This window comes from Rhodobacter flavimaris, assembly GCF_021378075.1.
GTDB lineage: Bacteria > Pseudomonadota > Alphaproteobacteria > Rhodobacterales > Rhodobacteraceae > Rhodobacter > Rhodobacter flavimaris.
This window is the reverse complement of the sequence record NZ_JAJUOS010000006.1, coordinates 25,314-46,880: the sequence shown is the minus strand read 5'-3', so window position 1 is coordinate 46,880 and position 21,567 is coordinate 25,314. Positions and strand designations below refer to the sequence as shown.

The 21,567-nt window shown below is 65.6% G+C and carries 25 protein-coding genes; 6 read left to right on the top strand and 19 right to left on the bottom strand.

The features are described from left to right. Position 1 precedes the first annotated feature (1 nt). Positions 2-733 (top strand): SDR family oxidoreductase, encoded by a 732-nt coding sequence (locus LZA78_RS09165; RefSeq protein WP_233676638.1) that lies wholly within the window; start codon positions 2-4, stop codon positions 731-733. Here LZA78_RS09165 and LZA78_RS09160 read toward each other — a convergent pair. From LZA78_RS09160 to LZA78_RS09105, 12 genes are all read right to left on the bottom strand, one after another. Then, positions 730-1,488 carry a TIGR02186 family protein gene (locus LZA78_RS09160; protein WP_233676637.1) on the bottom strand — a complete coding sequence of 253 codons (759 nt, stop codon included), beginning with the start codon at positions 1,486-1,488 and terminating at the stop codon, positions 730-732. The genes LZA78_RS09165 and LZA78_RS09160 overlap by 4 nt on opposite strands. After that, positions 1,485-2,402 (bottom strand): sulfite exporter TauE/SafE family protein, encoded by a 918-nt coding sequence (locus LZA78_RS09155; protein ID WP_233676636.1) that lies wholly within the window; start codon positions 2,400-2,402, stop codon positions 1,485-1,487. Before LZA78_RS09155 ends, LZA78_RS09160 begins: the two co-directional genes overlap by 4 nt. Positions 2,403-2,481: 79 nt before the next feature. Next, positions 2,482-3,282 (bottom strand): purine-nucleoside phosphorylase, encoded by an 801-nt coding sequence (locus LZA78_RS09150; RefSeq protein WP_233676635.1) that lies wholly within the window; start codon positions 3,280-3,282, stop codon positions 2,482-2,484. Continuing rightward, positions 3,266-4,234 (bottom strand): ABC transporter permease, encoded by a 969-nt coding sequence (locus LZA78_RS09145; RefSeq protein ID WP_233676634.1) that lies wholly within the window; start codon positions 4,232-4,234, stop codon positions 3,266-3,268. Before LZA78_RS09145 ends, LZA78_RS09150 begins: the two co-directional genes overlap by 17 nt. Beyond that, entirely contained in the window at positions 4,234-5,325 is a 1,092-nt protein-coding gene (locus LZA78_RS09140) for an ABC transporter permease (RefSeq protein ID WP_233676633.1), read from the bottom strand. The genes LZA78_RS09145 and LZA78_RS09140 overlap by 1 nt, the downstream gene beginning before the upstream one ends. Next, positions 5,325-6,896, bottom strand: a complete 1,572-nt coding sequence (locus LZA78_RS09135; protein ID WP_233676632.1) for an ABC transporter ATP-binding protein — start codon at positions 6,894-6,896, stop codon at positions 5,325-5,327. Before LZA78_RS09135 ends, LZA78_RS09140 begins: the two co-directional genes overlap by 1 nt. Then, entirely contained in the window at positions 6,896-7,885 is a 990-nt protein-coding gene (locus LZA78_RS09130) for a BMP family lipoprotein (protein WP_233676631.1), read from the bottom strand. Before LZA78_RS09130 ends, LZA78_RS09135 begins: the two co-directional genes overlap by 1 nt. A gap of 155 nt (positions 7,886-8,040) precedes the next feature. Then, positions 8,041-8,466 (bottom strand): GNAT family N-acetyltransferase, encoded by a 426-nt coding sequence (locus LZA78_RS09125; RefSeq protein ID WP_233676630.1) that lies wholly within the window; start codon positions 8,464-8,466, stop codon positions 8,041-8,043. Then, the gene (gene tsaB, locus LZA78_RS09120) at positions 8,466-9,122 is read right to left on the bottom strand and encodes a tRNA (adenosine(37)-N6)-threonylcarbamoyltransferase complex dimerization subunit type 1 TsaB (RefSeq protein ID WP_233676629.1); all 657 of its coding nucleotides are present in this window, start codon (positions 9,120-9,122) and stop codon (positions 8,466-8,468) included. The genes LZA78_RS09125 and tsaB overlap by 1 nt, the downstream gene beginning before the upstream one ends. Further along, positions 9,112-9,678 (bottom strand): NifU family protein, encoded by a 567-nt coding sequence (locus LZA78_RS09115; RefSeq protein ID WP_233676628.1) that lies wholly within the window; start codon positions 9,676-9,678, stop codon positions 9,112-9,114. Before LZA78_RS09115 ends, tsaB begins: the two co-directional genes overlap by 11 nt. A 76-nt stretch (positions 9,679-9,754) precedes the next feature. Further along, positions 9,755-10,210, bottom strand: coding sequence for a universal stress protein (locus tag LZA78_RS09110; RefSeq protein ID WP_233676627.1), 456 nt, complete (start codon positions 10,208-10,210; stop codon positions 9,755-9,757). A gap of 61 nt (positions 10,211-10,271) precedes the next feature. Further along, positions 10,272-11,138: a branched-chain amino acid aminotransferase gene (locus LZA78_RS09105; RefSeq protein ID WP_233676626.1), complete on the bottom strand. Its 867-nt coding sequence runs from the start codon at positions 11,136-11,138 to the stop codon at positions 10,272-10,274. Positions 11,139-11,296: 158 nt separating this feature from the next. On the opposite strand from LZA78_RS09105, the gene LZA78_RS09100 reads away from it, so the two are divergent. Then, positions 11,297-11,902 (top strand): sugar transferase, encoded by a 606-nt coding sequence (locus LZA78_RS09100; RefSeq protein WP_233676625.1) that lies wholly within the window; start codon positions 11,297-11,299, stop codon positions 11,900-11,902. A 235-nt stretch (positions 11,903-12,137) separates the two neighbouring features. Then, positions 12,138-13,562: a polysaccharide biosynthesis protein gene (locus tag LZA78_RS09095; protein ID WP_233676624.1), complete on the top strand. Its 1,425-nt coding sequence runs from the start codon at positions 12,138-12,140 to the stop codon at positions 13,560-13,562. On the opposite strand, the gene truA is transcribed toward LZA78_RS09095, so the two are convergent. After that, positions 13,547-14,332, bottom strand: a complete 786-nt coding sequence (gene truA / locus LZA78_RS09090) for a tRNA pseudouridine(38-40) synthase TruA (protein WP_233676623.1) — start codon at positions 14,330-14,332, stop codon at positions 13,547-13,549. The two genes, LZA78_RS09095 and truA, sit on opposite strands and share 16 nt — an antisense overlap. 116 nt (positions 14,333-14,448) lie before the next feature. Here truA and LZA78_RS09085 point away from each other — a divergent pair, with 116 nt between their 5' ends. Both LZA78_RS09085 and LZA78_RS09080 read left to right on the top strand, forming a co-directional pair. Further along, the gene (locus LZA78_RS09085; RefSeq protein ID WP_233676622.1) at positions 14,449-15,852 is read left to right on the top strand and encodes a YcjX family GTP-binding protein; all 1,404 of its coding nucleotides are present in this window, start codon (positions 14,449-14,451) and stop codon (positions 15,850-15,852) included. Continuing rightward, complete coding sequence (locus tag LZA78_RS09080) at positions 15,849-16,865, top strand: YcjF family protein (RefSeq protein ID WP_233676621.1); 1,017 nt, start codon at positions 15,849-15,851, stop codon at positions 16,863-16,865. The genes LZA78_RS09085 and LZA78_RS09080 overlap by 4 nt, the downstream gene beginning before the upstream one ends. Before the next feature lies 1 nt (position 16,866). Here LZA78_RS09080 and LZA78_RS09075 read toward each other — a convergent pair whose 3' ends face one another. From LZA78_RS09075 to ruvC, 4 genes are all read right to left on the bottom strand, one after another. Next, positions 16,867-17,274, bottom strand: coding sequence for a group III truncated hemoglobin (locus LZA78_RS09075; RefSeq protein ID WP_233676620.1), 408 nt, complete (start codon positions 17,272-17,274; stop codon positions 16,867-16,869). Between the two features lie 48 nt (positions 17,275-17,322). After that, positions 17,323-18,357 carry a Holliday junction branch migration DNA helicase RuvB gene (ruvB, locus tag LZA78_RS09070; protein WP_233676619.1) on the bottom strand — a complete coding sequence of 345 codons (1,035 nt, stop codon included), beginning with the start codon at positions 18,355-18,357 and terminating at the stop codon, positions 17,323-17,325. An 86-nt stretch (positions 18,358-18,443) separates the two neighbouring features. Further along, positions 18,444-19,112, bottom strand: coding sequence for a Holliday junction branch migration protein RuvA (ruvA, locus tag LZA78_RS09065; RefSeq protein ID WP_233676618.1), 669 nt, complete (start codon positions 19,110-19,112; stop codon positions 18,444-18,446). Continuing rightward, positions 19,109-19,660, bottom strand: a complete 552-nt coding sequence (gene ruvC, locus LZA78_RS09060; protein ID WP_233676617.1) for a crossover junction endodeoxyribonuclease RuvC — start codon at positions 19,658-19,660, stop codon at positions 19,109-19,111. The genes ruvA and ruvC overlap by 4 nt, the downstream gene beginning before the upstream one ends. A 319-nt stretch (positions 19,661-19,979) precedes the next feature. Between ruvC and LZA78_RS09055 the strand changes: the two genes are divergently transcribed. Then, entirely contained in the window at positions 19,980-20,168 is a 189-nt protein-coding gene (locus LZA78_RS09055; protein ID WP_233676616.1) for a DUF1127 domain-containing protein, read from the top strand. 68 nt (positions 20,169-20,236) lie between these two features. Here LZA78_RS09055 and LZA78_RS09050 read toward each other — a convergent pair whose 3' ends face one another. Both LZA78_RS09050 and LZA78_RS09045 read right to left on the bottom strand, forming a co-directional pair. After that, positions 20,237-20,584 carry a hypothetical protein gene (locus LZA78_RS09050; protein ID WP_233676615.1) on the bottom strand — a complete coding sequence of 116 codons (348 nt, stop codon included), beginning with the start codon at positions 20,582-20,584 and terminating at the stop codon, positions 20,237-20,239. Positions 20,585-20,673: 89 nt separating this feature from the next. Continuing rightward, entirely contained in the window at positions 20,674-21,546 is an 873-nt protein-coding gene (locus tag LZA78_RS09045) for a 50S ribosomal protein L11 methyltransferase (RefSeq protein WP_233676614.1), read from the bottom strand. Positions 21,547-21,567: the final 21 nt, after the last annotated feature.

Here is a 21,567-nt window from a genome sequence, read left to right as displayed (position 1 = left end):
CATGCCGGTGATGATCGTGACAGGGGCAAGTGCCGGGATCGGCCGCGCGGTTGCCGAGGCGGCACTGAAAGACGGCTGGCAGGTCGCCTGCCTCGCTCGGCGGACCGAGCCGCTGGAAGAGGTAGCAGCGCAGGGAGATGGCTTGCCGCTGGTCTGCGATGTGGCCGACCCGGTGGCCGTCGATGCGGCCTTCGCTGCGGTGGTGGCGCGTTTCGGGCGGGTGGATGTGCTTTTCAACAATGCGGGCGTCTTCCCCAAGGGCGCATTGATTGACGAGATGGATCTGGCCGACTGGGACAGGGCGGTCTCGGTCAATCTCAACGGGATGGTGTATTGCGCGCGGGCGGCCTTTGCGCAGATGCGCGCCCAGTCCCCGCAGGGCGGGCGGATCATCAACAATGGCTCGATCGCGGGGCAGGTGCCGCGCCCGCGCTCGCTGGCCTATACGGTGACGAAACATGCGATCAACGGGCTGACCAAGCAGCTTGCGCTGGACGGGCGCGGCTTTGATATCGCGGCGGGGCAGATCGACGTGGGCAATGCGCGCACCGAGCTTGCCGCACGCATGGAGGCCGGGGTGCTTCAGGCCGACGGTTCGGTGCGCAGCGAGCCGATGATGGAGGCGCGCGATGTGGCCAAGGCCGTGCTGCATATGGCCAGCCTGCCGCCGGGCGCCAATGTGCTGAACATGACTGTGATGGCGACCGAGATGCCCTTCGTCGGGCGGGGCTAGTTGCGGATCATCCGGAAGATCTCGGAGGCCGCCCAACCTGCCAGAACGGCAAGCGAGAGTGACAGTAACCCGTAAAGCGCCGCGTGTTCCTGCGAGAGGACGTAGAGCCAACGCTCCAGCCCGACCCGGCGCACGTAGATTGCCGCGCGGTGACTGTCGACGATCTGCCCGCCGCGCGTCAGGAAGATGCGGGTCTTGTAGTCGCCCTCGATCAGGTTCGCGGGCAGCTTGAAATCGGCGCGGAAAAGGGTGTTCTCGACGACTTTCACGGCGCCTTCATCCAGCCGGTAAAGGCCTTCGCGCTCACGGATGCGCAGCAGCGCCTCGGTAAAGGGGCGGGCGTCCGAAACCTCGATCGGCCCCGAGAAGGCGCGCACCGCAAGCGGGATGGTGATGCGGTGGGTCACGTCGGCGATCGGGTCGAGAATCCAGACCAGCCGATCCGAGGTGGCGATGGCGTAATAACTGGGCGCCGCGCCGATCCCGACAGATTCGGTGTTCACCCAGATGCCCATCTCGCGTGATTTGCGGCGCACCGTGACCGGGCCGACCGGGCCTTCGAGCGTTACGATGACGCCAAGCTGTGCGCCCTCGGGCTCCGGCTCGGCGCGTTTCACGGCGCCATAGATCAGGATCTCGGAGCCGTCGAATGAGGTCGTGATGCTGATGCTGTCCTGGCTGAGGCCGGCCACGACCTCTTCGGCGCGGGCGGGAAGGGCGCAAATGGCAAGGAAGAGAAGCAGCCAGCGTATCATGCCTTGCCCCCCATCGAGAGGGTGAACAGATCGGCGGGGCGGATCAGCAGGTCGAGCCCCAGTTTGACCGCCACGGCGATGACCAGCAGCGCCAGCAGGATGCGCAGCTGCTCGGCCTTCAGGCGCCCGCCGAGGCGCGAGCCGAACTGCGCGCCGACAACCCCGCCAAGGATCAGCAAGAGCGCCAGCATCACATCGACCGATTGGTTCGTCATGGCATGCATCAGCGTGGTGAACGCCGAGACGAACAGGATCTGAAAGAGCGACGTGCCGATCACGACTTTCGTGGGCATCCCCAGAAGGTAGATCATCGCCGGAACCATGATGAAGCCACCGCCCACGCCCATGATCGCCGCCAGAATGCCGACCACAACCCCCACCAGCATTGGCGGGATGACCGAGATATAGAGCCCCGAGGCGCGGAACTTGAACTTCAGCGGTAGATTATGGACCCAGGTGTGCTGATGGCGCTTGCCGCGTTTCGCACCGCTTTTCGCGCGACGCATGGCGCGCAGCGACTCCTGAAACATGAGAAGCCCGATCGAGCCGAGGAACACCACATAGGACAGCTGCACCACGAGGTCGATCTGGCCAAGCCGCGAGAGCAGGTTGAAGACGTAAATGCCAAGGCCCGAACCGATCAGGCCGCCCACCAGAAGCACAAGGCCCATGGGCACATCGACCGCCTTGCGCTTGAACTGCGCCAGCACGCCCGAGACCGAAGAGGCCACCACCTGGTTGGCGCCGGTGGCGACTGCGACGGTGGGCGGAATGCCGATGAAAAACAGAAGCGGCGTGATCAGAAACCCGCCGCCGACGCCGAACAACCCCGACAGAAGTCCGACCAATCCGCCCAGTCCCAGAAGGAGAAAGGCATTGACCGAAACCTCGGCGATGGGGAGGTAAATCTGCATGGGCAGTCCGACAGGATTGGGGTTTCAGTCTTGCCCCGCAGTGTGGGCAGTGTCAAACAACTTGCCCCTGCGACATCCGCTAGAGGCTGCGCAGATATCGTCGCAAGACCCGCTCCAGTTTCGCCGCACCCAGGGGGGCCATGGCCTTGGTGTGCTCGTGGCTGATGTTCTCGCTCGACATGCCCGCGCCCATGTTAGTAATCACCGAGACCGCCGCCGCGCGCAGCCCCAGGAAGCGCGCCAGGATGATCTCGGGGACGGTGGACATGCCGACCGCATCGGCACCCAATATCCGCGCGGCGCGGATCTCGGCCGGGGTCTCGAACGAGGGGCCGGAGAACCAGCAATAGACCCCTTCGGGCAGGGCCACGCCCTCGGCCTCGGCCGCCGCGCGCAGGGCCGCGCGCATTTGCGCATCATGCGCGTCGGTCATCGGAACGAAGCGCGCGTCGGTCGGCTCGCCGATCAGGGGGTTGGCGCCCGCGAAGGCGATATGATCGTTTAGTAGCATCAGATCGCCCGGCGGGATATCTGCCCGCAGGCTGCCCGCGGCATTGGTCAGCAGGAGGCTCTCGCAGCCAAGCGCTTTCAAAAGCTCCAGCGGCAAGCGCATCTCGGCGGGGTTGCCGTGTTCGTAGTAATGCACGCGCCCGCCGAAAACGGCGACGCGCACGCCTTCCAGCGTGCCGATCACCAGCTTGGGGTTGTGCCCCGACACACCGGCATGGGGAAAGCCCGGCAGATCGGCATAGGGGATAGCGACGCCATCGATCTCGTCGGCCAGATGGCCAAGGCCCGACCCCAGGATCAGCCCAAGGCGCGGTGCCTCTGTGCCCGCGCGGGCCTGCACAAGGGCTGCAAGCTCAGCGCTCTTTGACATATGGCTGTCCTCCGGCTCGTGGCGGGATGGCACGGCCGACGAAGCCAGCCAGAACGATGACGGTCAGAATATAGGGCAATGCGTCCAGCGCCGGGACCGGGATGGCAACGCCGAAGCTGCGCTCGATCACGTCGGGGCGCAGGGCAAGCGCCTGCAGGAAGCCAAAGAGCAGCGTCGCCCAAAGCGCATACCACGGCCGCCACTTGGCAAAGATCAGCGCGGCAAGCGCGATATAGCCCCGGCCCGCGGTCATCTCGCGCCCGAAGCCAGCTTGCAGGCCGGTCGCCATATAGGCGCCCGCAAGGCCGCAGAGCAGCCCGGTGATGGCAACGGCCGTATAGCGCAGACGGATGACCGAAACGCCCGCGGTATCGACGGATTCCGGGTTTTCGCCCACGGCGCGCAGACGGAGGCCAAAGCGCGTGCGGTAAAGCACCCACCAGGTCACCGGCACCGCCAGCAGCGCCGCATAGACCAGCGCCGAATGGCCCGAGAGCACATCGGCATAGAACGGCCCGATGAAGGGCACGGATTTGATCGCCTCGGTGAAGGGCAGCTCGATCGGGTTGAAGCGCGCGGCGCCCGACAGCGGCGGTGTGCGCCCGCCCTGACTGAACAGCGACTGCGCGATCAGCACCGTCGCGCCCGAGGCCACGAAGTTCAGCGCCACCCCGGAAATCAACTGGTTGCCGCGGAAGGTGATCGAGGCCACGCCATGGATCGCCGCCAGCATCATCGAGGCGCCGATCCCCGCCATGAGGCCGATCCAGACCGACCCGCTCAGCGCGGCGGCCGCGCCTGAGGCCATGCCAGCGATCAGCATCTTGCCTTCAAGGCCGATGTCAAAAATCCCCGCGCGTTCCGAGAACAGCCCCGCCAAGCAGGCCAGCAGCAGCGGCGTCGCCAGACGCAGGGTCGAGTCGAGAACCTGGAGAAGCGTTGCGTAATCCATCACGCGGCCCCCTTCGCCTTGGCGCGGAAGAAGATGCCCAGCATCATCCGCACCATGTTGTCGAGCGCGCCGGTGAACAGGATCACAAGGCCTTGCAGCAGCAGTCGCAGCTCAATCGGGATCGTCGTCCAGAGGCCCATCTCGGCGCCGCCCTGGTAGAGGAAGCCGAACAGAAGCGCCGCGAGGAAAACCCCGATAGGGTGGTTGCGCCCCATCAGCGCGACTGCGATGCCGATGAAACCCGCGCCCTCGGCCGAGTTTTGCAGCAGGCGCTCGGCCTCACCCATGACGTTGTTGATCGCCATCATGCCCGCAAGCCCGCCCGAGATCAGCATCGAGACCATGATCATCCGCGTGGGCGAGATGCCCGCGTAAAGCGCGGCGGGCTCGGACTTGCCATAGGCGCGGATCTGGTAGCCAAGGCGCGTGCGCCACAGAAGCAGCCAGACACCCCAACAGGCCGCCAGCGCCACAAAGAAGGTCACGTTGGCGGGCACGTTTTTCGAGAAGAAGAGGCTCAGGCCCGGGATCTCGCCAAAGGTCGGCAGCTTGGCGCCAGCCGGGAAGCGCGCGGTGGCCGGGTCCATCTGGCCTGCGGGGCGCAGCACCTCGACCAGCAGATAGACGATCAGCGCCGAGGCGATATAGTTGAACATGATCGTCGTGATGACGATGTGGCTGCCGCGCTTGGCGGCAAGATAGGCCGGAATGGCGGCCCATGCGGCACCGAACAGGCCCGCGCCGATCATCGCGGCGGGCAGCGCGATGGTCCAGTGCGGCCAGGGCAGCGCGAGGCACACCAGCGCCACGCCAAGCCCGCCGATCTGCGCCTGCCCCTCGCCGCCGATATTGAACTGCCCGGCGTGATAGGCGACCGACACCGCAAGCCCGGTGAAGATGAACGAGGTCGCATAGTAAAGCGTGTAGCCCCAGCCATAGGCTGACCCGAGCGCGCCCGTGACCATGACCTTCACGGCCTCGACCGGATCGCCACCGATCGCCAGAATGACCAGCGCCGAAATCGCAGCCGCCATCAAGAGCGAAATCAGCGGCACCAGAACCACATCGGCCCAACGCGGAAGTTTATCCATCAGGCGGCCTCCCCCGAGCCGGTCACGCCGGCCATCATCAGGCCCAACTCGCGCTCATTCGTTTCGGCGGGCAGGCGCTCGCCCATGATGCGGCCGTCGAACATCACCGCGATGCGGTCCGAGAGCGACAGGATCTCGTCAAGCTCGACCGAGACCAGAAGCACCGCCTTACCTGCGTCGCGTAGCTCGACGATGCGCTTGTGGATGAACTCGATCGCGCCGATGTCCACGCCGCGGGTGGGCTGGCCGACTAGAAGCAGGTCGGGGTTGCGCTCGATCTCGCGCGCGAGAACGATCTTTTGCTGGTTCCCTCCCGAGAAGCTTTTCGCGGGAAGGCCCGGGATCGGCGGGCGAACGTCGAAACGCTCCATCGCGCCTTCCGTCTTTTCCACGATGCCTGCGTTATCCATGACCAGCGCGTTCTTCTGGTATTCCGGCGCGTTGTGATAGCCGAAGATCATGTTCTCCCAGGCTGCGAAATCCAGCACGAGGCCGTGGTGGTGTCGATCTTCGGGCACATGCGCGATGCCGCGCGCGCGGCGCGACTGGCCGTCGGAGTGTTTGCCGGTCAGGTCGATTTCCTGTCCGTTGATCTTTACGCTTCCGGTGGCGCGGCAATAGCCGCCAAGAACCTGCAACAGCTCGGACTGGCCATTTCCGGAGACGCCCGCGATGCCCAGAATCTCGCCCGCACGGATCGTCAGACCGATTCCCTTAATCCGTTCGACCTTGTCCTGATCGACTACGCGGAGGTTTTCGATCTCAAGCACTGTCGCGCCGGGGTTGGCAGGGCCCTTGGGGACATGCAGCAGAACCTTGCGGCCCACCATCAACTCGGCCAGTTGCTCGGGGCTGGTTTCGGCGGTTTTGACCGTCGCGGTCATCTCGCCTCTGCGCATCACGCTGACAGTGTCGGTAATCTCCATGATCTCGCGCAGCTTGTGGGTGATCAGTATGATCGTCTTGCCCTGCGCGCGCAGATTGTCGAGGATGCGAAAGAGGTGATCGGCCTCGGCGGGGGTCAGTACCCCGGTCGGCTCATCCAGGATCAGGATGTCGGCCTGACGATACAGCGCCTTGAGGATCTCGACACGCTGCTGGTGGCCGACTGAAAGCTCTTCGATCCGCGCATCGGGATCGACGTCAAGCTCATATTCCTCGGCCAGGTGCTTGAGGCTGTCGCGCGCCTTGGACAGCGAGGGGCGCAGCAGCGCGCCCTCCTCGACGCCCAGGATGATGTTCTCAAGCACCGTGAAATTCTGCACCAGCTTGAAATGCTGGAAGACCATACCGATGCCGGCGCGGATCGCGGCCTGGCTGTCGGGGATCTGGGTGGGGCGGCCATGAATGATGATCTCGCCCGCGTCGGCCTTGTAGAAGCCGTAAAGGATCGACATCAGCGTGGACTTGCCCGCGCCGTTCTCGCCGATGATGCCGTGGATCGTGCCGGGCATGACCCGGATCGAGATGTCCTTGTTCGCCTGCACGGGGCCGAAAGCTTTCGAGATCCCGCGCAACTCGATGGCTGGGGCGGCAGTCTCCTGCCGCCCCGTATCTTGTGCCGGGTTCATTATTCCACCGGGCAGGTGTTGTCCGACATGTAGTCGTGAACGGAGATCTCGCCCGACTTGATCTTCTCGGCGGCAGCGTCCACGGAGGCCTTCATCTCATCCGAGACAAGTGCTGCGTTGTTGTCGTCCAGCGCATAGCCCACGCCATCGGCCTTGAGATCCATCACATGTATGCCGGTCTCGATTGCCTCGCCCGCCTTGAAGGCGTCATAGACGGCGTTGTCGACGCGCTTGAGCATCGAGGTCAGCACCTTGCCTGGATGCAGGTGGTTCTGGTTGCTGTCCACGCCAATGCCGAGGATACCTTCGTCTGCGGCGGTCTGCAGGACGCCGATGCCCGAGCCCCCGGCAGCGTGATAAATTACGTCAGCACCTTGCGAGATTTGTGCTTTTGCAAGTTCGGACCCCTTCACCGTGTCGCTCCAAGCTGTGGGCGTAGTGCCGACCATGTTCTGGATAACCTTCGCATCGGGGTTCACGGCCTTCACGCCCTGCACATAGCCGCAGGCGAATTTGCGGATCAGCGGGATATCCATGCCGCCGATGAAGCCCACGGTGCCGGTCTTCGAGGCCTGCGCCGCCATCATGCCGACGAGGTAGGAACCCTGCTCTTCGGTGAAAACGACCGAGCGCACGTTGGGTTGATCGACGACCATGTCGATGATGGCGAATTTTGTGTCGGGGTAGTCCGGCGCCACGGTGTTCAGCACGTCGCCGAAGGCAAAGCCGGTCATGACGATCGGGTTTGCGCCCGACTCGGCCAGACGGCGCAGAGCCTGCTCGCGCTGAGCCTCGGACTGCATCTCGAGTTCCTTGTACGAGCCGCCGGTTTCGTCGGCCCATTTCTTGGCACCGCCATAGGCCGCCTCGTTGAAGGATTTGTCGAATTTGCCGCCCAGATCGTAGATCAGCGCCGGATCGGCCAGAGCCGCACCGGAGCACAGCGCCAGAGCCGCAGCCGCGCCAAGAAACTTGTTCATAAGGGTCATGGGTCACTCCCGGTCGAGGTTGCGCATTCCTTTGCGGAACGCTGTTGGCGGGCACAAAGCCCGCAGACCACCCGAATTAGGGCTCAGCTTTCCGAGCCGGTCAAGCGAGATTTTCGCCCGCCGCCGCAAGACTTGGGAGAGTTTTGAGCGTTTGGTCAAACGCCGGGCGTATCGAGCGCCCGAGTCATGATCACCGCGTCGATATGACACCCCTCGGGGGTGCGATAGTAGCCCTTGCGGCGGCCCGATTCTGTCCAGCCCGCCTGCGCATAAAGCGCCCGCGCGGCAGTATTCTCGGCCGAGACCTCGAGAGAGGCGGTGTCGGCGGCGCGTTGCGTGGCGGCCTCGGCGAAACGCGCGACCAGCTTGCGACCGGTGCCGAGGCGCCGCGCCTCGGGGGCGACGGCAAGGGTCAGAAGCTCGGCCTCGCCCGCGATCACGCGACCCAGCAGGAAGCCCTCGGGTTCGGTCAGCAGGAAGCTGAAGCGCGAAGAGAGCAGCTCGGCGAATTCCGCCTCACCCCAGGGGCGCGGGGTGGTGAAGCAACGGGCGTGCAGGCTGGCGAGCTCGGCGGGCGTCATCAGTCGAGGATCACCGGCGGTGGGTCCGAGGGCGGGGCCGCATCGGCCGCGCGCATGTAGAGCGGCGCGGGGCGGGGCGCCGGGGCGCCGCTGGCCAGCCGCTTGGCGGCGATACGGGCGATGGCCTCGGCAATGGGATAGCGCGCGGCACGCAGGGCGGTCGCTCCGGTCGCCTCGGCCATGGACGCGGCGGCATCTCCGATCACCGGCGTGGCGGGGGCGGCAAGTCCGTCAAGCGGCTCAAGCGCCGGGGCGGATGTTGCCACGCCGTTAAGGAAGCTTTGCAGGTAGATCTTGCCCTGACGGGCATCGAGGGCGACCATCACCGGGTCATCGGTGCCCAGAACCTCGCTGTCGAAGCGCGACACACCATGGGCCGGAATGCCAAGCGACAACGCAAGCCCGCGCGCGGCGGCCACCGAGATGCGCACACCGGTGAAATTGCCTGGGCCGATGCCCACGCCAATCGCGTCCAGATCGCGCCAGCTTACGCCCGCCTCGGCCAGAAGCTCTTCGATCAGGGGCATCAGCCGTTCGGCCTGGCCGCGGCCCATCTCTTCGCTGCGCTGCGCGATGCAGCGTTCGCCGCGCAACAAAGCGGCCGCGCAATGCGCGGCCGATGTGTCGAAGCCAAGGACAAGCGCGTCAGCCGGCAACGGGACGCACCTCGGTCACCTCAGGGATGTAGTGGCGCAGCAGGTTCTCGATGCCCATCTTCAGTGTGAGCGTCGAGGAGGGGCAGCCCGCGCAGGCGCCCTGCATGTGCAGATAGACCACGCCGCGCTCGAACCCGTGGAAGGTGATATCTCCGCCGTCCTGCGCCACGGCCGGGCGTACGCGGGTGTCGAGCAGCTCCTTGATCTGCATGACGATGGCGGCATCGGGGCCTTCGTCATGATCGGCATGACCACCGGCGGCGGGGCCTTCGCCCTCCATCACCGGGGCGCCGGACTGGAAATGCTCCATGATCGCGCCGAGGATCGCAGGCTTGGCGTGATCCCATTCGGTCGCGCCGTCCTTGGTCACCGTGACGAAATCCGAGCCGAAGAACACACCGGTCACACCCGGCACCGCGAAGATCCGGCGCGCCAGCGGCGACTTGGTGGCAGCTTCGGCCGTGGGGAAATCGGCGGTGCCAGCCTCAAGCACGGTCTGGCCGGGCAGGAACTTCAGCGTGGCGGGGTTCGGGGTGGTTTCGGTCTGAATGAACATCTGCGCCTCCTTTGGGCTTGGCAGTGATATGCGCATTCCGAGCGAAGAGGTCAAGTTTTCAGGCTGTCGCAGGGGCTCAGGTAATCTCTTCGAGCCGTTCTTTCGACATATCGCCCGGCACAACCGTCAGCGGACAGGGCAGCGAGCCCGAACTGCGGCTGAGTTGCGTCACCAACGGGCCGGGGCCGGACTTGTCGGTGCCCGCACCCAGCACAAGCACGCCGATCTCGGGGTCTTGCCGGATCACGTCGAGGATCTCGATGGCCGGTTCGCCCTCGCGGATCACGAGTTCAGGGTTCACGCCCTGCTTGTCGCGCATCCATTTCGCGAAGACCTCGAAATGCGCCTCGATACGCTCGCGGGCCTCTTCGCGCATGATCTCGGCGACGCCGATCCAGTGCTGGTATTCCTCGGGCGGGATCACCGAAAGGATGATCACCCCGCCGCCGGTATGCGCGGCCCGCATCGCGGCATAGCGCATCGCGTTGAGGCATTCGCGCGTATCGTCGAGCACCACCAGAAACTTGCGCATGTCATCTCCTCTTGGCTGGGCAGATCATCGCCCGCGCCGGGGGCTTTGGCAACTGTGCCGATCAGAGCGGGCAGGAGGCCGCCCAGTCCATATAGATCTCGCGCACCTTGCGGGTCAGCGGGCCATGGTCATAGCGCACGTCATCGAAGGCGACGGCTGGGGTGACCTTGGCGAAGTTGCCCGACAGGAAGACCTCATCGGCCTTGCGGAAATCGTCGAGCGTCAGCACCGTTTCATGCACTACATAGCCCGCGGCGCGCAGGTTCTCCATGTGGCGCTTGCGGGTGAGGCCGGCGAGGAAGGTGCCGTTGGCGATGGGGGTGAAGAACTCGCCATCCTTCACCATCCAGACGTTCGCGGTGGCGGTTTCGGCCACGTTACCCATGGCGTCCTGCACCAGCGCGTTGCCAAAGCCCTTGTGCTTGGCTTCGACCAGCATTCGCGCGTTGTTGGGATACAGGCAGCCCGCCTTGGCGTTGCAGACGTTGTCGGCCAGCACGGGGCGGCGGAATTGCGTGGTGGTCAGTGTCGTGGTCGCGTCGGGCGCGGGCATCGGTACTTCTTCGAGGCAAAGCGCGAAGCCCGTCACGCCCTGCGCCGGGGCCACGCCCAGATCGGAACCATGAATCGCCCAGTACATCGGGCGGATATAGACGGCGGCATCCTTGCTGTATTTGCGCAGGCCCTCGCGGGCGATCTCGACCATGTCGGCGATCTCGACGGTCGGCGTGATCATCAGCGCCTCGGCCGAGCGATTGACGCGCGCGCAATGGGCCTCGAGGTCGGGGACGAGGCCGTCGAACAGCCGCGCGCCATCGAAGACCGAACTACCCTGCCAGATGCCGTGATCGGCCGCGCGCATTACGGGCACGTCGCCTTCGTGCCATTGGCCTTCGAAATAGGTGCGGATGTTCTTGCCGAAAGACATTTGGGCCTCCTTGTCGCGCGGCGATCTAAGCACCGGTGCGCGGCAAGGTCCAGAACGCCAATTGTATCGGTGTCAAAACGCCGGACGCGGGCAAGGGTTTCTCAACGAATGGGTGTCTCAATGGCGGATGTAACTTCACACCGGGATGGGGAACTGCCATGACCCTTGAAAAACGCCTCTTTGACCTGGGCTTTGCCCTTCTGCTTCTGCCGTTGCTGGCCGTTGCCATGGTGGTCGTTTGCGCGCTGGTCGCCTTGGTTGAGGGCAGGCCGATCCTCCACCGGTCAGAGCGCATGAAAGCCCCGGGCGAGGGGTTCACGCTCTGGAAGTTCCGCACCATGCAGGTGGTTGAGGGCGATGGCGGCATCTCGGGCGGGCACAAGGCCGCGCGCGTGACGCGCACCGGGCGCTTTCTGCGCCGCACTCGGCTTGACGAGCTTCCTCAGATCTGGAACATCCTGCGCGGCGATCTGAGCTTTGTCGGACCGCGCCCGCCGCTGCGCGAATATGTCGAGCGGTATCCACAGGTTTACGCCCGCGTGTTGCGGACGCGGCCGGGGGTAACCGGGCTTGCCTCGCTGCGCTATCACCAGCGCGAGGAGCGGCTGCTTGGCCATTGTGCCACCCCCGAAGAGGCCGACCGTATCTACTGCCGCCGCTGTATCCCGGCCAAGGCGCGGCTCGATCTCTTCTATCAGCGCCATGCCTCGGTCTGGTTCGACCTGACGTTGATCGGGCAAACCGCGCTGCGCGTGATCCGTTAGCAGTTAATCGGAACTTTACCCTGCGCCGCAAGCATCACGAGGCCTGGGCGCGTGATTCCGGGGCGAATGGCGGGAAGGAATGTCCATGAAAATTCTTCGGGGATCAGCGCTACGACCGCAGGATGAGGCGGGGCTGAGCAGGTCATTTCTGCCTTGGATGGCCCGGTTGATATCCGGTCGCAGGCAGCGTCCGACGCGTGTCGCGATCTACGGTGCGGGCCGGGCAGGGCGCCTGTTGGCCACCGAACTGCGCGCGCGCCGCGATATTTCGGTTGTCGCGTTCCTTGACGACAACCCCGAGCTGCACGGCGCCACCCTGAACGGCATACAGGTTTGCGCGCCGACCCGGCTGGATCGGTTGATTGCGGCACGCCGGATCGAGCGCGTGATCCTCGCCATGCCCGCGCTGTCAGAGCCAGGGCGTGGGGGGCTTCTGCGCAGGCTCGCGGAGCTTGGTGTCGAGGTCGATTATTTGTCGACATTTCCCGAAGCGGCGATTGACCGCTCCGATCAGCCCTTGGCGCCAGACACCCTGCTGGGGCGGCCTGCTATGGATGGCAGCCTGCCGCTGGGGGGCGATGCTTATCGGGCGCGCTCGGTGCTGATCACGGGGGCTGGCGGCACCATCGGTTCCGAACTCTGCCGCCAGATTGTCCAATGTGGCCCCGCGAAGCTTGTGCTGCTCGATCTGTCCGAGGCTGCGCTGTATCGGATTACGACAGATCTGCGTCCACTTGCCGAAACCTTTGGCGTTGAGCTGGTCTCGGTGCTCGGATCGGTGATGGACGCACCGCATATGGCAAGCATTCTCAGTCGGCATGGGGTCGAGGTCGTGCTGCATGCCGCGGCTTACAAACATGTGCCGATCGTCGAGGAAAACGCGCGAGTGGGGCTGGCGAATAACGCGCTTGGGACGGCTGTGGTCGCGCGCGCAGCGCGCGCTGCGGGTGTGGCGCGTTTCGTACTTGTGTCCTCCGACAAGGCGGTTCGTCCCGGCAGCCTGATGGGCGCCTCGAAGCGGTTCGCGGAACTGGCCGTGCAGGATCTTGCCGCGCGTGAGGGTGCAACCCTGTTCTCGATAGTGCGGTTTGGCAATGTGCTGGGCTCGTCAGGTTCGGTCGTCCCGCTGTTTCAAGGGCAGATCGCGCGCGGCGGGCCGGTGACCCTGACAGATGAACGCGCGACGCGCTATTTCATGACCATCCCCGAGGCCGCGCGGCTTGTGCTGACCGCCGGTGCGCTGGCCGAGGGCGGCGAGCTGTTCGTTCTGGATATGGGGGCGCCGGTGCGTATCGGCGAACTGGCGCGCCAGATGATCCGGGGCGCGGGCTACTCGGTGCGCGACGCGGCGCATCCCGATGGCGATATCGAGATCCGTGTTATCGGGCTGCGCCCGGGGGAGAAGCTGCACGAAGAGCTGATGGTCCGAACCGGCGCGCAGTTGACCGCCCATCCCAAGATCATCCGCGTGCACGAGGATCACCTGTCCGAGCTTGAGATGGCCGCCGCGCTGCGCGATCTGCGCAACGCGGTAGAATGTGGAGCGGATACAGCAGCAATCGACGTCGTTCGCCGCACGGTTCGGGATTACGCGCCGCAAGGGCATCAGAATGATGCTACCGCTCTCCGGCTTGTCCATCCCTGCTATCCGGGCGAGTGAGAGGACTCGAACGGATCGCTCGGGTAGCCGACCCCGCACAGGTAAAGGCCTTGCGGCGGGCAGACCGGGCCGCAGGCGGCGCGGTCCCGTGCCTCAAGCGCCTCGCGGACCTGCCCGGGTGCCCAGGCCCCGGCGCCTACGCGTTCTAACGTGCCGACGATCGAGCGCACCTGATTATGCAGGAAGCTGCGGGCGCGCAGGTGGAAGCGATATTCGCGCCCATGCGGGATATCGATTTCCTCGATCCGGATCTCATCGAGCGTCTTGATCGGGCTTGCCGCCTGGCAGATCGAGCTGCGGAAGGTGGTGAAATCATGGTGGCCCACCAGATGCGCGGCGCCGTCGCGCATCGCCTGCAAATCAAGAGGATTGAGCACCTGCCAGACCAGCCCGCGATCATGCGTTGCCGGTGCGCGGCGCTGCATCAGTCGGAACAAGTAGCGCCGCTCGATGGCCGAGAAGCGGGCGTGAAAGTCATCCTCCACCCGCGCGCAGGCCAGGATCGAGACCGGCGCGGGTTTCAGGTGAAAGTTCAGCGCCTCGGACAGGCGAAAGGGATCCCAGTCTTTCGCCAGATCCACTGTGGCCACCTGGGCGGTCGCGTGTACCCCCGCATCGGTGCGCCCTGCCGCCGCGATCGTGTGCGCGCCGGGTTCAAGGCGTGCAAGCGCCGCCTCGACCGCGCCCTGCACCGAGGGCTGGTCTGCCTGCCGTTGCCAGCCGGCGAACGGGCCTCCGTCATACTCGATCTTGAACGCGTATCTGGGCATGGCTTGGGCTTAGCCCGCGCGCTCGGGGCTGACAATCCCCCTCGGGCGGTCCTCCCCTCTAACAAAATCGCCGCGGCCCGCCTATCTTGAGGGGGAGGCAACACAAGGGCATTGCATTGCGCATTTCCGATATCGCCGACGGACTAGGGCGCCGCATCGAGGGGCTCGGGGCCTCGGTCTCCGAGGGGCTGTTCGAGCCGGTGATCCGTCTCGGGGTTACGGGGCTGTCGCGCGCGGGCAAGACAGTCTTCATCACCTCGCTGGTCGCGAACCTGCTGGACCGGGGGCGGATGCCTGCGCTGGTGGGCGCGTCGAATATCCGGGCGGCGTTCCTACAGCCGCAGCCCGACGACACCGTTCCCCGCTTCGATTATGAGCGCTACCTCGGCGCGCTGACCGGCCCCGCGCCGCACTGGCCCGAGGGCACACGCGCGGTCTCGGAATTGCGGCTGAGCTTTCGTGTCGCGCCGACGGGCCTGCTAGGCGGGTTGCGCGGGCTGCGCACGGTGCATCTCGATATCGTCGATTACCCCGGCGAATGGCTGCTGGACCTCGGGCTGATGGAGAAAAGCTATGCCCAGTGGTCCGAGGGCGTTCTGGCGCGCATCGGCGCACGGCCCGGCGCAGAGGCGTTTCGGGCGGCTCTTGAAGCTGCCGATCTCTCGGCGCGCTTTGACGAACCCGCTGCCAAGGCGCTGGCCGAGGCTTTCACAGCCCATCTTCATGCCGCGCGCGAGGCCGGGTTTTCCGATTGCTCGCCGGGGCGCTTCCTGCTGCCGGGCGAGATGGCGGGCTCGCCCGTTCTGACCTTCGCGCCGATCCCGCCGGGCGAGTATCCGCGCGGCTCTCTGGGGTATGAGATGGCGCGCCGATATGCCGCCTATAAATCGCAGGTGGTCAAACCGTTCTTTCGCGATCATTTCGCGCGGATCGACCGACAGGTGGTGCTGGTGGATGTGCTCGGCGCGATCCACGCGGGTCCTGCCGCGCTCGAGGATCTGCGCCAGTCGATGGCCTCGATCCTGCAAGCCTTCCGGCCGGGGACGGCGGGGTTCCTTGCATCGCTACTGGGAGGGCGCCGGGTGGAGCGCATTCTGTTCGCCGCCACCAAGGCCGACCATTTGCACCACAGCCAGCACGCCCGGCTGACGGCGATTACCGGCGCGCTCTTGCGAGAGGCCAAGGATCGCGCCGATTTCGCGGGGGCAAAGACGCAGGCTCTTTCGATTGCAGCCCTGCGCACGACGACTGAGGAATCGATCGCGCATGACGGGGTCGAATTGCCCGCCGTGCGCGGGCGTCTGGCGGATGGACGCTCGGTCGCGCTTTATCCGGGCGAGTTGCCGGTGGATCCCGCGCAGCTTTTGGCCCCGGCGCGCGACGGGGCGCGGCATTGGCTGGGGGCGGATTATTCGATCATGGCCTTCGCCCCGGCGGCGGTCAGCCTACGCCTGGGCGAGGGGCCGCCGCATATCCGGCTCGACCGGGCCGCCGAATTCCTGATCGGGGACAAGCTATGACCCAAAAACCGGTGATGATCGAGATCGACACGCCTGCACCTTCGCCGGCCGAGGCGCCCCCGGTCAGCGACTTGCCACGGCCGGGCGAGGCGCCGCTGCAAGGCCGCGCGATGCAGATCGCCGCGCGTCTGGCGGCGCGCCCGCCCTCGCGTCTCGGGCGGTTTTTCTGGCGTGCGGCGGGTGCCTTGGTTGCCTTCCTTGCCTCGGTCGCGGCCTGGCGCTTTGTCGAGGGGATGTTCGCCGCCAATCCGATCCTGGGTTGGGTGGCCAGCGTGCTCTTTGCTGCTTTCATCCTTGCCGCGCTGCTGGTGGCGATGCGCGAATTGTCGGCCTTCGCGCGTCTGAAGCGGCTCGACCGCGTTCACCGCGAGGTGCAGGAGGCCGCGCAGTCCGACGATCTGGGCCGCGCGCGCAAGGTTGTCGTGCATCTGAGCGCGCTTTACGCCGCCCGCCCCGAGATGGACTGGCCGCGCGCCAACCTGGCCGAGCGCGCGACCGAGCAGATCGACACCGACACTTTGCTGGTGCTGGCCGAGACCGAGCTGATGGCGCCCCTCGACGCCGCTGCGCGCCTTGAGATCGAGGCCGCAGCGCGCACCGTGGCCACTGTGACGGCACTGGTGCCGCTGGCGCTGGCCGATGTGTTCACGGCGCTTGGCGCCAACTTGCGAATGATCCGCCGTATCGCCGAGATTTATGGCGGACGCGCCGGCAGCCTTGGCAGTCTGCGGCTGGCGCGGACCGTGATGACGCATCTGGTTGCTACCGGCGCGGTCGCTGCTGGCGATGACCTGATCGAGACGGTCACCGGTGGGCATCTTTTCTCGAAACTCTCGCGCCGCTTTGGCGAGGGGGTGGTGAACGGCGCGCTGACCGCGCGCGTCGGCGTGGCGGCGATCGAGGTGTGCCGCCCGATGCCATTCCGGGTGCTGCAAAAGCCGCGCGTCACGAACCTGACGGGGCGTGCGCTGACCGGGCTGTTCGGGAAAGGGAAGGCGGCCGAGGTCGAGTGACTTAGCGCAGGGTCGGGACGATCCCGGCGGGGCGGCCGATATCCTCGACGCCCATGCGCAGACCCCGACCGATGCGATGGGCCAGCGCCGACCAGCCTGTGGCGGCCTGTGGCGCGAGCGTCTCTTTCAGAACCGCGTCGAAGGTGGCGAGCCATTGCGGGAAATGCGCGGCCTCGACATTCTGCGCGCGGCGATGCGCCATCATGGGCGAGCCTTCATAGCCCGGCTGGAAGAGGATCGCGCCTTTCCAGAAGCGCGCGATCTTGGCCTCATGCGCGGGCCAGTCCTCGATATGGGCCGCGAAGATCGGAGCAAGCACCGGATGCACCCTCACGCGGGCATAGAACCGGGCGACGACAAGGTCGATTTCGGCTTCGGTGATCTCGAAACGGGGCGGCAATCCACTCATGCAAGCGGGATACGGGCGCGCGCGGGCGCGGGCAAGCGGCGTATTGTCTCAGCCGTCGAAAAGGTTGCCCTGAGGGGCTCCGGGTAGGACCGGCGCGGCAAGGCCAAGGTGGTGCCAGGCGCGCTGTCCCAGCATCCGGCCGCGCGGGGTGCGCTGGATCAGGCCCTGCTGGAGCAGGTAAGGCTCGATCACCTCTTCGATCGCATCGCGGCTTTCCGAGAGCGCGGCCGAAAGGGTTTCGACCCCCACCGGACCGCCGCCGTAATGCTCGGCCATCAGCATCATGTAGCGCCGGTCGGCGCCGTCGAGGCCGAGGTGATCGACGCCGAGCCGGGTCAACGCGCGATCCGCGATCTTTTGCGTCAGGCGGCCATCGCCCTCGACCAGTGCGAAATCGACAACGCGGCGCAAAAGGCGGCCTGCGATGCGCGGCGTGCCACGGGCGCGTCGGGCGATTTCGCGCGTCCCTTCGGGGTCGGACGGGATACCAAGCAGGCGCGCGCCGCGGGTGACAATCTGGTCAAGCTCGTCCTCGGTGTAGAACTGGAGCCGGGTCGGGATGCCGAAGCGGTCGCGCAAGGGGGTGGTCAGTAGCCCAAGGCGCGTGGTGGCGCCGACAAGGGTGAAGGGTTGCAGCTCGATCCGGACGGTGCGCGCGGCGGGGCCTTCACCGATCACGAGGTCAAGTTCGAAATCCTCCATCGCGGGGTAGAGCACCTCTTCGACCGCCGGGTTGAGCCGGTGGATTTCGTCGATAAAGAGGACGTCGCGGGATTCGAGGTTGGTCAGGATCGCGGCGAGATCGCCTGCTTTCGCTAGCACCGGCCCCGAGGTCATCTTGAAGTTCACGCCCAACTCGCGCGCCATGATCTGTGCGAGCGTGGTCTTGCCCAGGCCCGGCGGGCCGTGGAACAGCGTGTGATCCATCGCCTGACCGCGCATCCGTGCGCTTTCGATGAAGACGCGCAGGTTGGCCCGTGCCTCGGCCTGGCCCACGAATTCCTCAAGCGCCTGTGGGCGCAGGGCGCGGTCGGCGTCATCGGGGAGGCGCTCTGGGCGGAGGGTCGGGTCGGGTTCGGTCATGGTTCAGTTATGCGCTTTCGGACGGCGGGGGCAAGCGGGGGCGCTGCCCCCTGCACCCCCGAGGTATTTGGGCCAAGAAGAATGGGCTAGTCCTTGGGGGCAAGCAGGCGAAGGGCGGTGCGGATCAGTTTCGCGGTGTCGGTCGCGTCCGGGTGGTCGCTGGCCTCGGCCACGGCGCTGGCCGCTTCGGAGGGGTTGTAGCCGAGGTTGGTCAGCGCGCTGAGCGCCTCGGCGGTGAAGTTGGCCTTGGGAGCGGCGGAGGGGGCCGGGCGTGTGCGCGGTTTTGGAGCGGCTTCGATAACCTCGCCCGAAGGGGCGGCATCGACGGTGAGCGTGCCGCCCATCGCCATGACGGTGGGGGCCTTTTCTTTAAGCTCCATCACGACGCGCTGCGCGAGCTTTGGGCCGACGCCGGGGGCGGCCTTAATCGCGCCCCAGTCGCCAAGCGCGATGGCGCGACCAACGCCCTCGGCGCCGAGGGTGCCGAGAATGGCGAGCGAGGCTTTGGCGCCGATCCCCTGTACCGAGGTCAGGAGGCGATGCCATTCCTTCTCGATCAGGGTGGGGAAGCCGAAGAGTTGCAGCAGATCCTCGCGCACGAGCAGATCGGTGTAGAGCGCACATGCCTCGCCCACCGGGGGCAGGGTGGAGGCGGTGCGAGAGGAGACATGAACGATATAGCCCACGCCGCGCACGTCGATCAGCACATGATCCATCGCGCGATGGAGGATCGTTCCTGCGATGCGGCCGATCATGGGCGCGCCCTCCGGATGCGGGCCTGGCCTGCGCTGATCGCAAGGGCGTCGCGGCCCAGCATGGCGGCATTGGCGCGTTGGGACGACTGCAGGTGATGGGCATGGCAGATCGCGATGGCAAGCGCGTCGGCGGCGTCTGCCCCCTGGAACTGAACGCCGGGAAGCTGGTGGCGGACCATGTGCTGGACCTGCGCCTTGTCGGCATGGCCCACGCCCACGACCGCCTTTTTCACCGCGTTCGGGGCGTATTCGCCGACAGCCAGCCCGGCCTGCGCCGGAACGAGCAGGGCGATACCCCGCGCCTGACCCAGTTTGAGCGTCGCGACTGCGTCCTTGTTGACGAAGGTCTGCTCGACCGCCGCGGCATCGGGGGTGTAGCGCGCGATCACCTCGGTCAGTTCGGCGTGCAGGGTAACCAGCCGGAGCGCTAGTTCCTCGCCCGCCGAATGGATGATTCCGTTGGCGATATGGCTGAGTCGCGAGCCCGCCATCTCGATCACGCCCCAGCCGAGGTTGCGTAGCCCCGGGTCGATTCCGATTACGCGCATCCGTTCCTGCCCTGCTCGTGTTGTCTTTTTTCAACGGTTAGCACGAAAAGTGAACATCGCAAAGCCGGAAGCGCCGGGAGGGCAAAATGCGCAGATTTTGCTGCGCTGCGGCGAAATGCGCGAAAACGGGGGTGGCGACGCATCGAAATGACCGATTTTCGGTCAATTTGACGAGGCGCCAAAGCGGGCGCTTTTGCCATGCGATTTTCGCATGGCGGGACTGCTTTGGCGTGAGTTGTGTTTGCGAATTGCCCCAACTATCTGCGCCGTCAGAAGGGCAATGCCCGAAGATTACGCAGTTTATGAACAGGAAACGAAAATGTCCGCCGCTGACACCACCCTCCTCTCGGCCCGCAATACCCATGCTGGTCTCGTCTCGAAGATGATCAACTCGGTTCTGGCTTGGAACGACGCCCGCGTTACCCGCAACGCCCTGTCGCGCCTGACCGACCGTGAGCTTGCCGACATCGGCCTGACCCGCTTCGACATCGACCGCGTGGCCGGCTGAACATGGATCAAAACGAGTAGGGCCGCGCAGCTTGGACTGCGCGGCCCTTTGCTTTGTCGCGGAGCGGATCAGCGTATCAGAGGACGCAACACATCCGCGACGAGCCGTGTCGCCGGCTCTACCTTCAGGACCCAGGCACCGATCTTCTCAAACTGATTGCCGGCTGTCAGGGATGTGACCCGTTCGCCGTAAACCTCCTCGCCCAGTGATGCCAGCAGCGACCCCTTGATCAGGAGCGCGGCCAGAAACAGCAGCGAAAAGCCCCGCCACGGAATGGCGCGGCGCGCCTTCTTGCGGTGGGTATCAAAATAGGTGCGGCCCAAGGAACCATCGGCCTCGAACGCACCGCCGGCCGAATGTATCTGGTCGATACGGGCCAGCCGGCTTTGAAAATTCTGTATCTTGCTATCAGCCATCTTCGCCACCCTGAGGTACAGCGGAGCCACGGAACCAGTGCATACAAGTATGCGCCGGTTCCGCTTGTTTTTCGATAAAAACTTGGCGGTTACTGTTTCCGCTGCATGACCAGTGTGGTCCAGTCGCCGTGTTCGTTGCGGGATGCGAGGGTAAAACCTTGCACCACGTAAGCGGCGATCACGTCGTCGGCCTGCTCGTGCAGGATGCCCGAGAGGATGACGTGGCCCGATTCGGCGCAATATCTGCCCATATCCGGTGCCAGTGCGATCAGAGGTGCCTTCAGAATATTGGCAAAAATAAGGTCATAGGGCGCATATTCCTTCAGGCGCGGATGTTCGAAGCCTGCAGCCTCGAGGCAGACGACCTGGCCGGACAATCCGTTGGCCTCGACATTCGCGGCGGCGGTCTCGACCGCGACCGGGTCGATATCCGAGGCAAGCACCGTTTCGGGCCAGAGCTTCGCGGCCGCCATCGCCAGCACGGCGGTGCCGCAGCCGATATCGGCCACGTTGCGCGCGCGCAGCCCGTCACGCTCCAGCCGGTCGAGCGCGCTGAGGCAGCCAAGCGTGGTGCCGTGGTGGCCGGTGCCAAAGGCCATCGCTGCCTCGATCAAGAGCGGGATCGAGCCCTCGGGCACCTTGTCGGCATCATGGCTGCCATAGACGAAGAAGCGCCCGGCGACGACGGGAGCGAGCTCGCGGCGGACATGGGCGACCCAGTCGATGTCGGGCAGTTCCGAGATCGCGAAGGGTGCCGCCGCGTGCGACACCGCCAGCAACGCCAGCGCGACATCGTCGGGGCGCTCAAGAAAATAGGCGCCGACTTCCCAACGGTCCGATCCATCCTCGATCTCGAACACGCCAACGCCATAGGGCGCGGGGTCCAGCTCTTCGACCAGTTCGGCCAGGGCCTCGGCGCTGTCGCGGTCGGCGAGGGTGGTGAAGGCGGTGAAGGTGGTCATGACGGCTCCTGATCTGCTTGC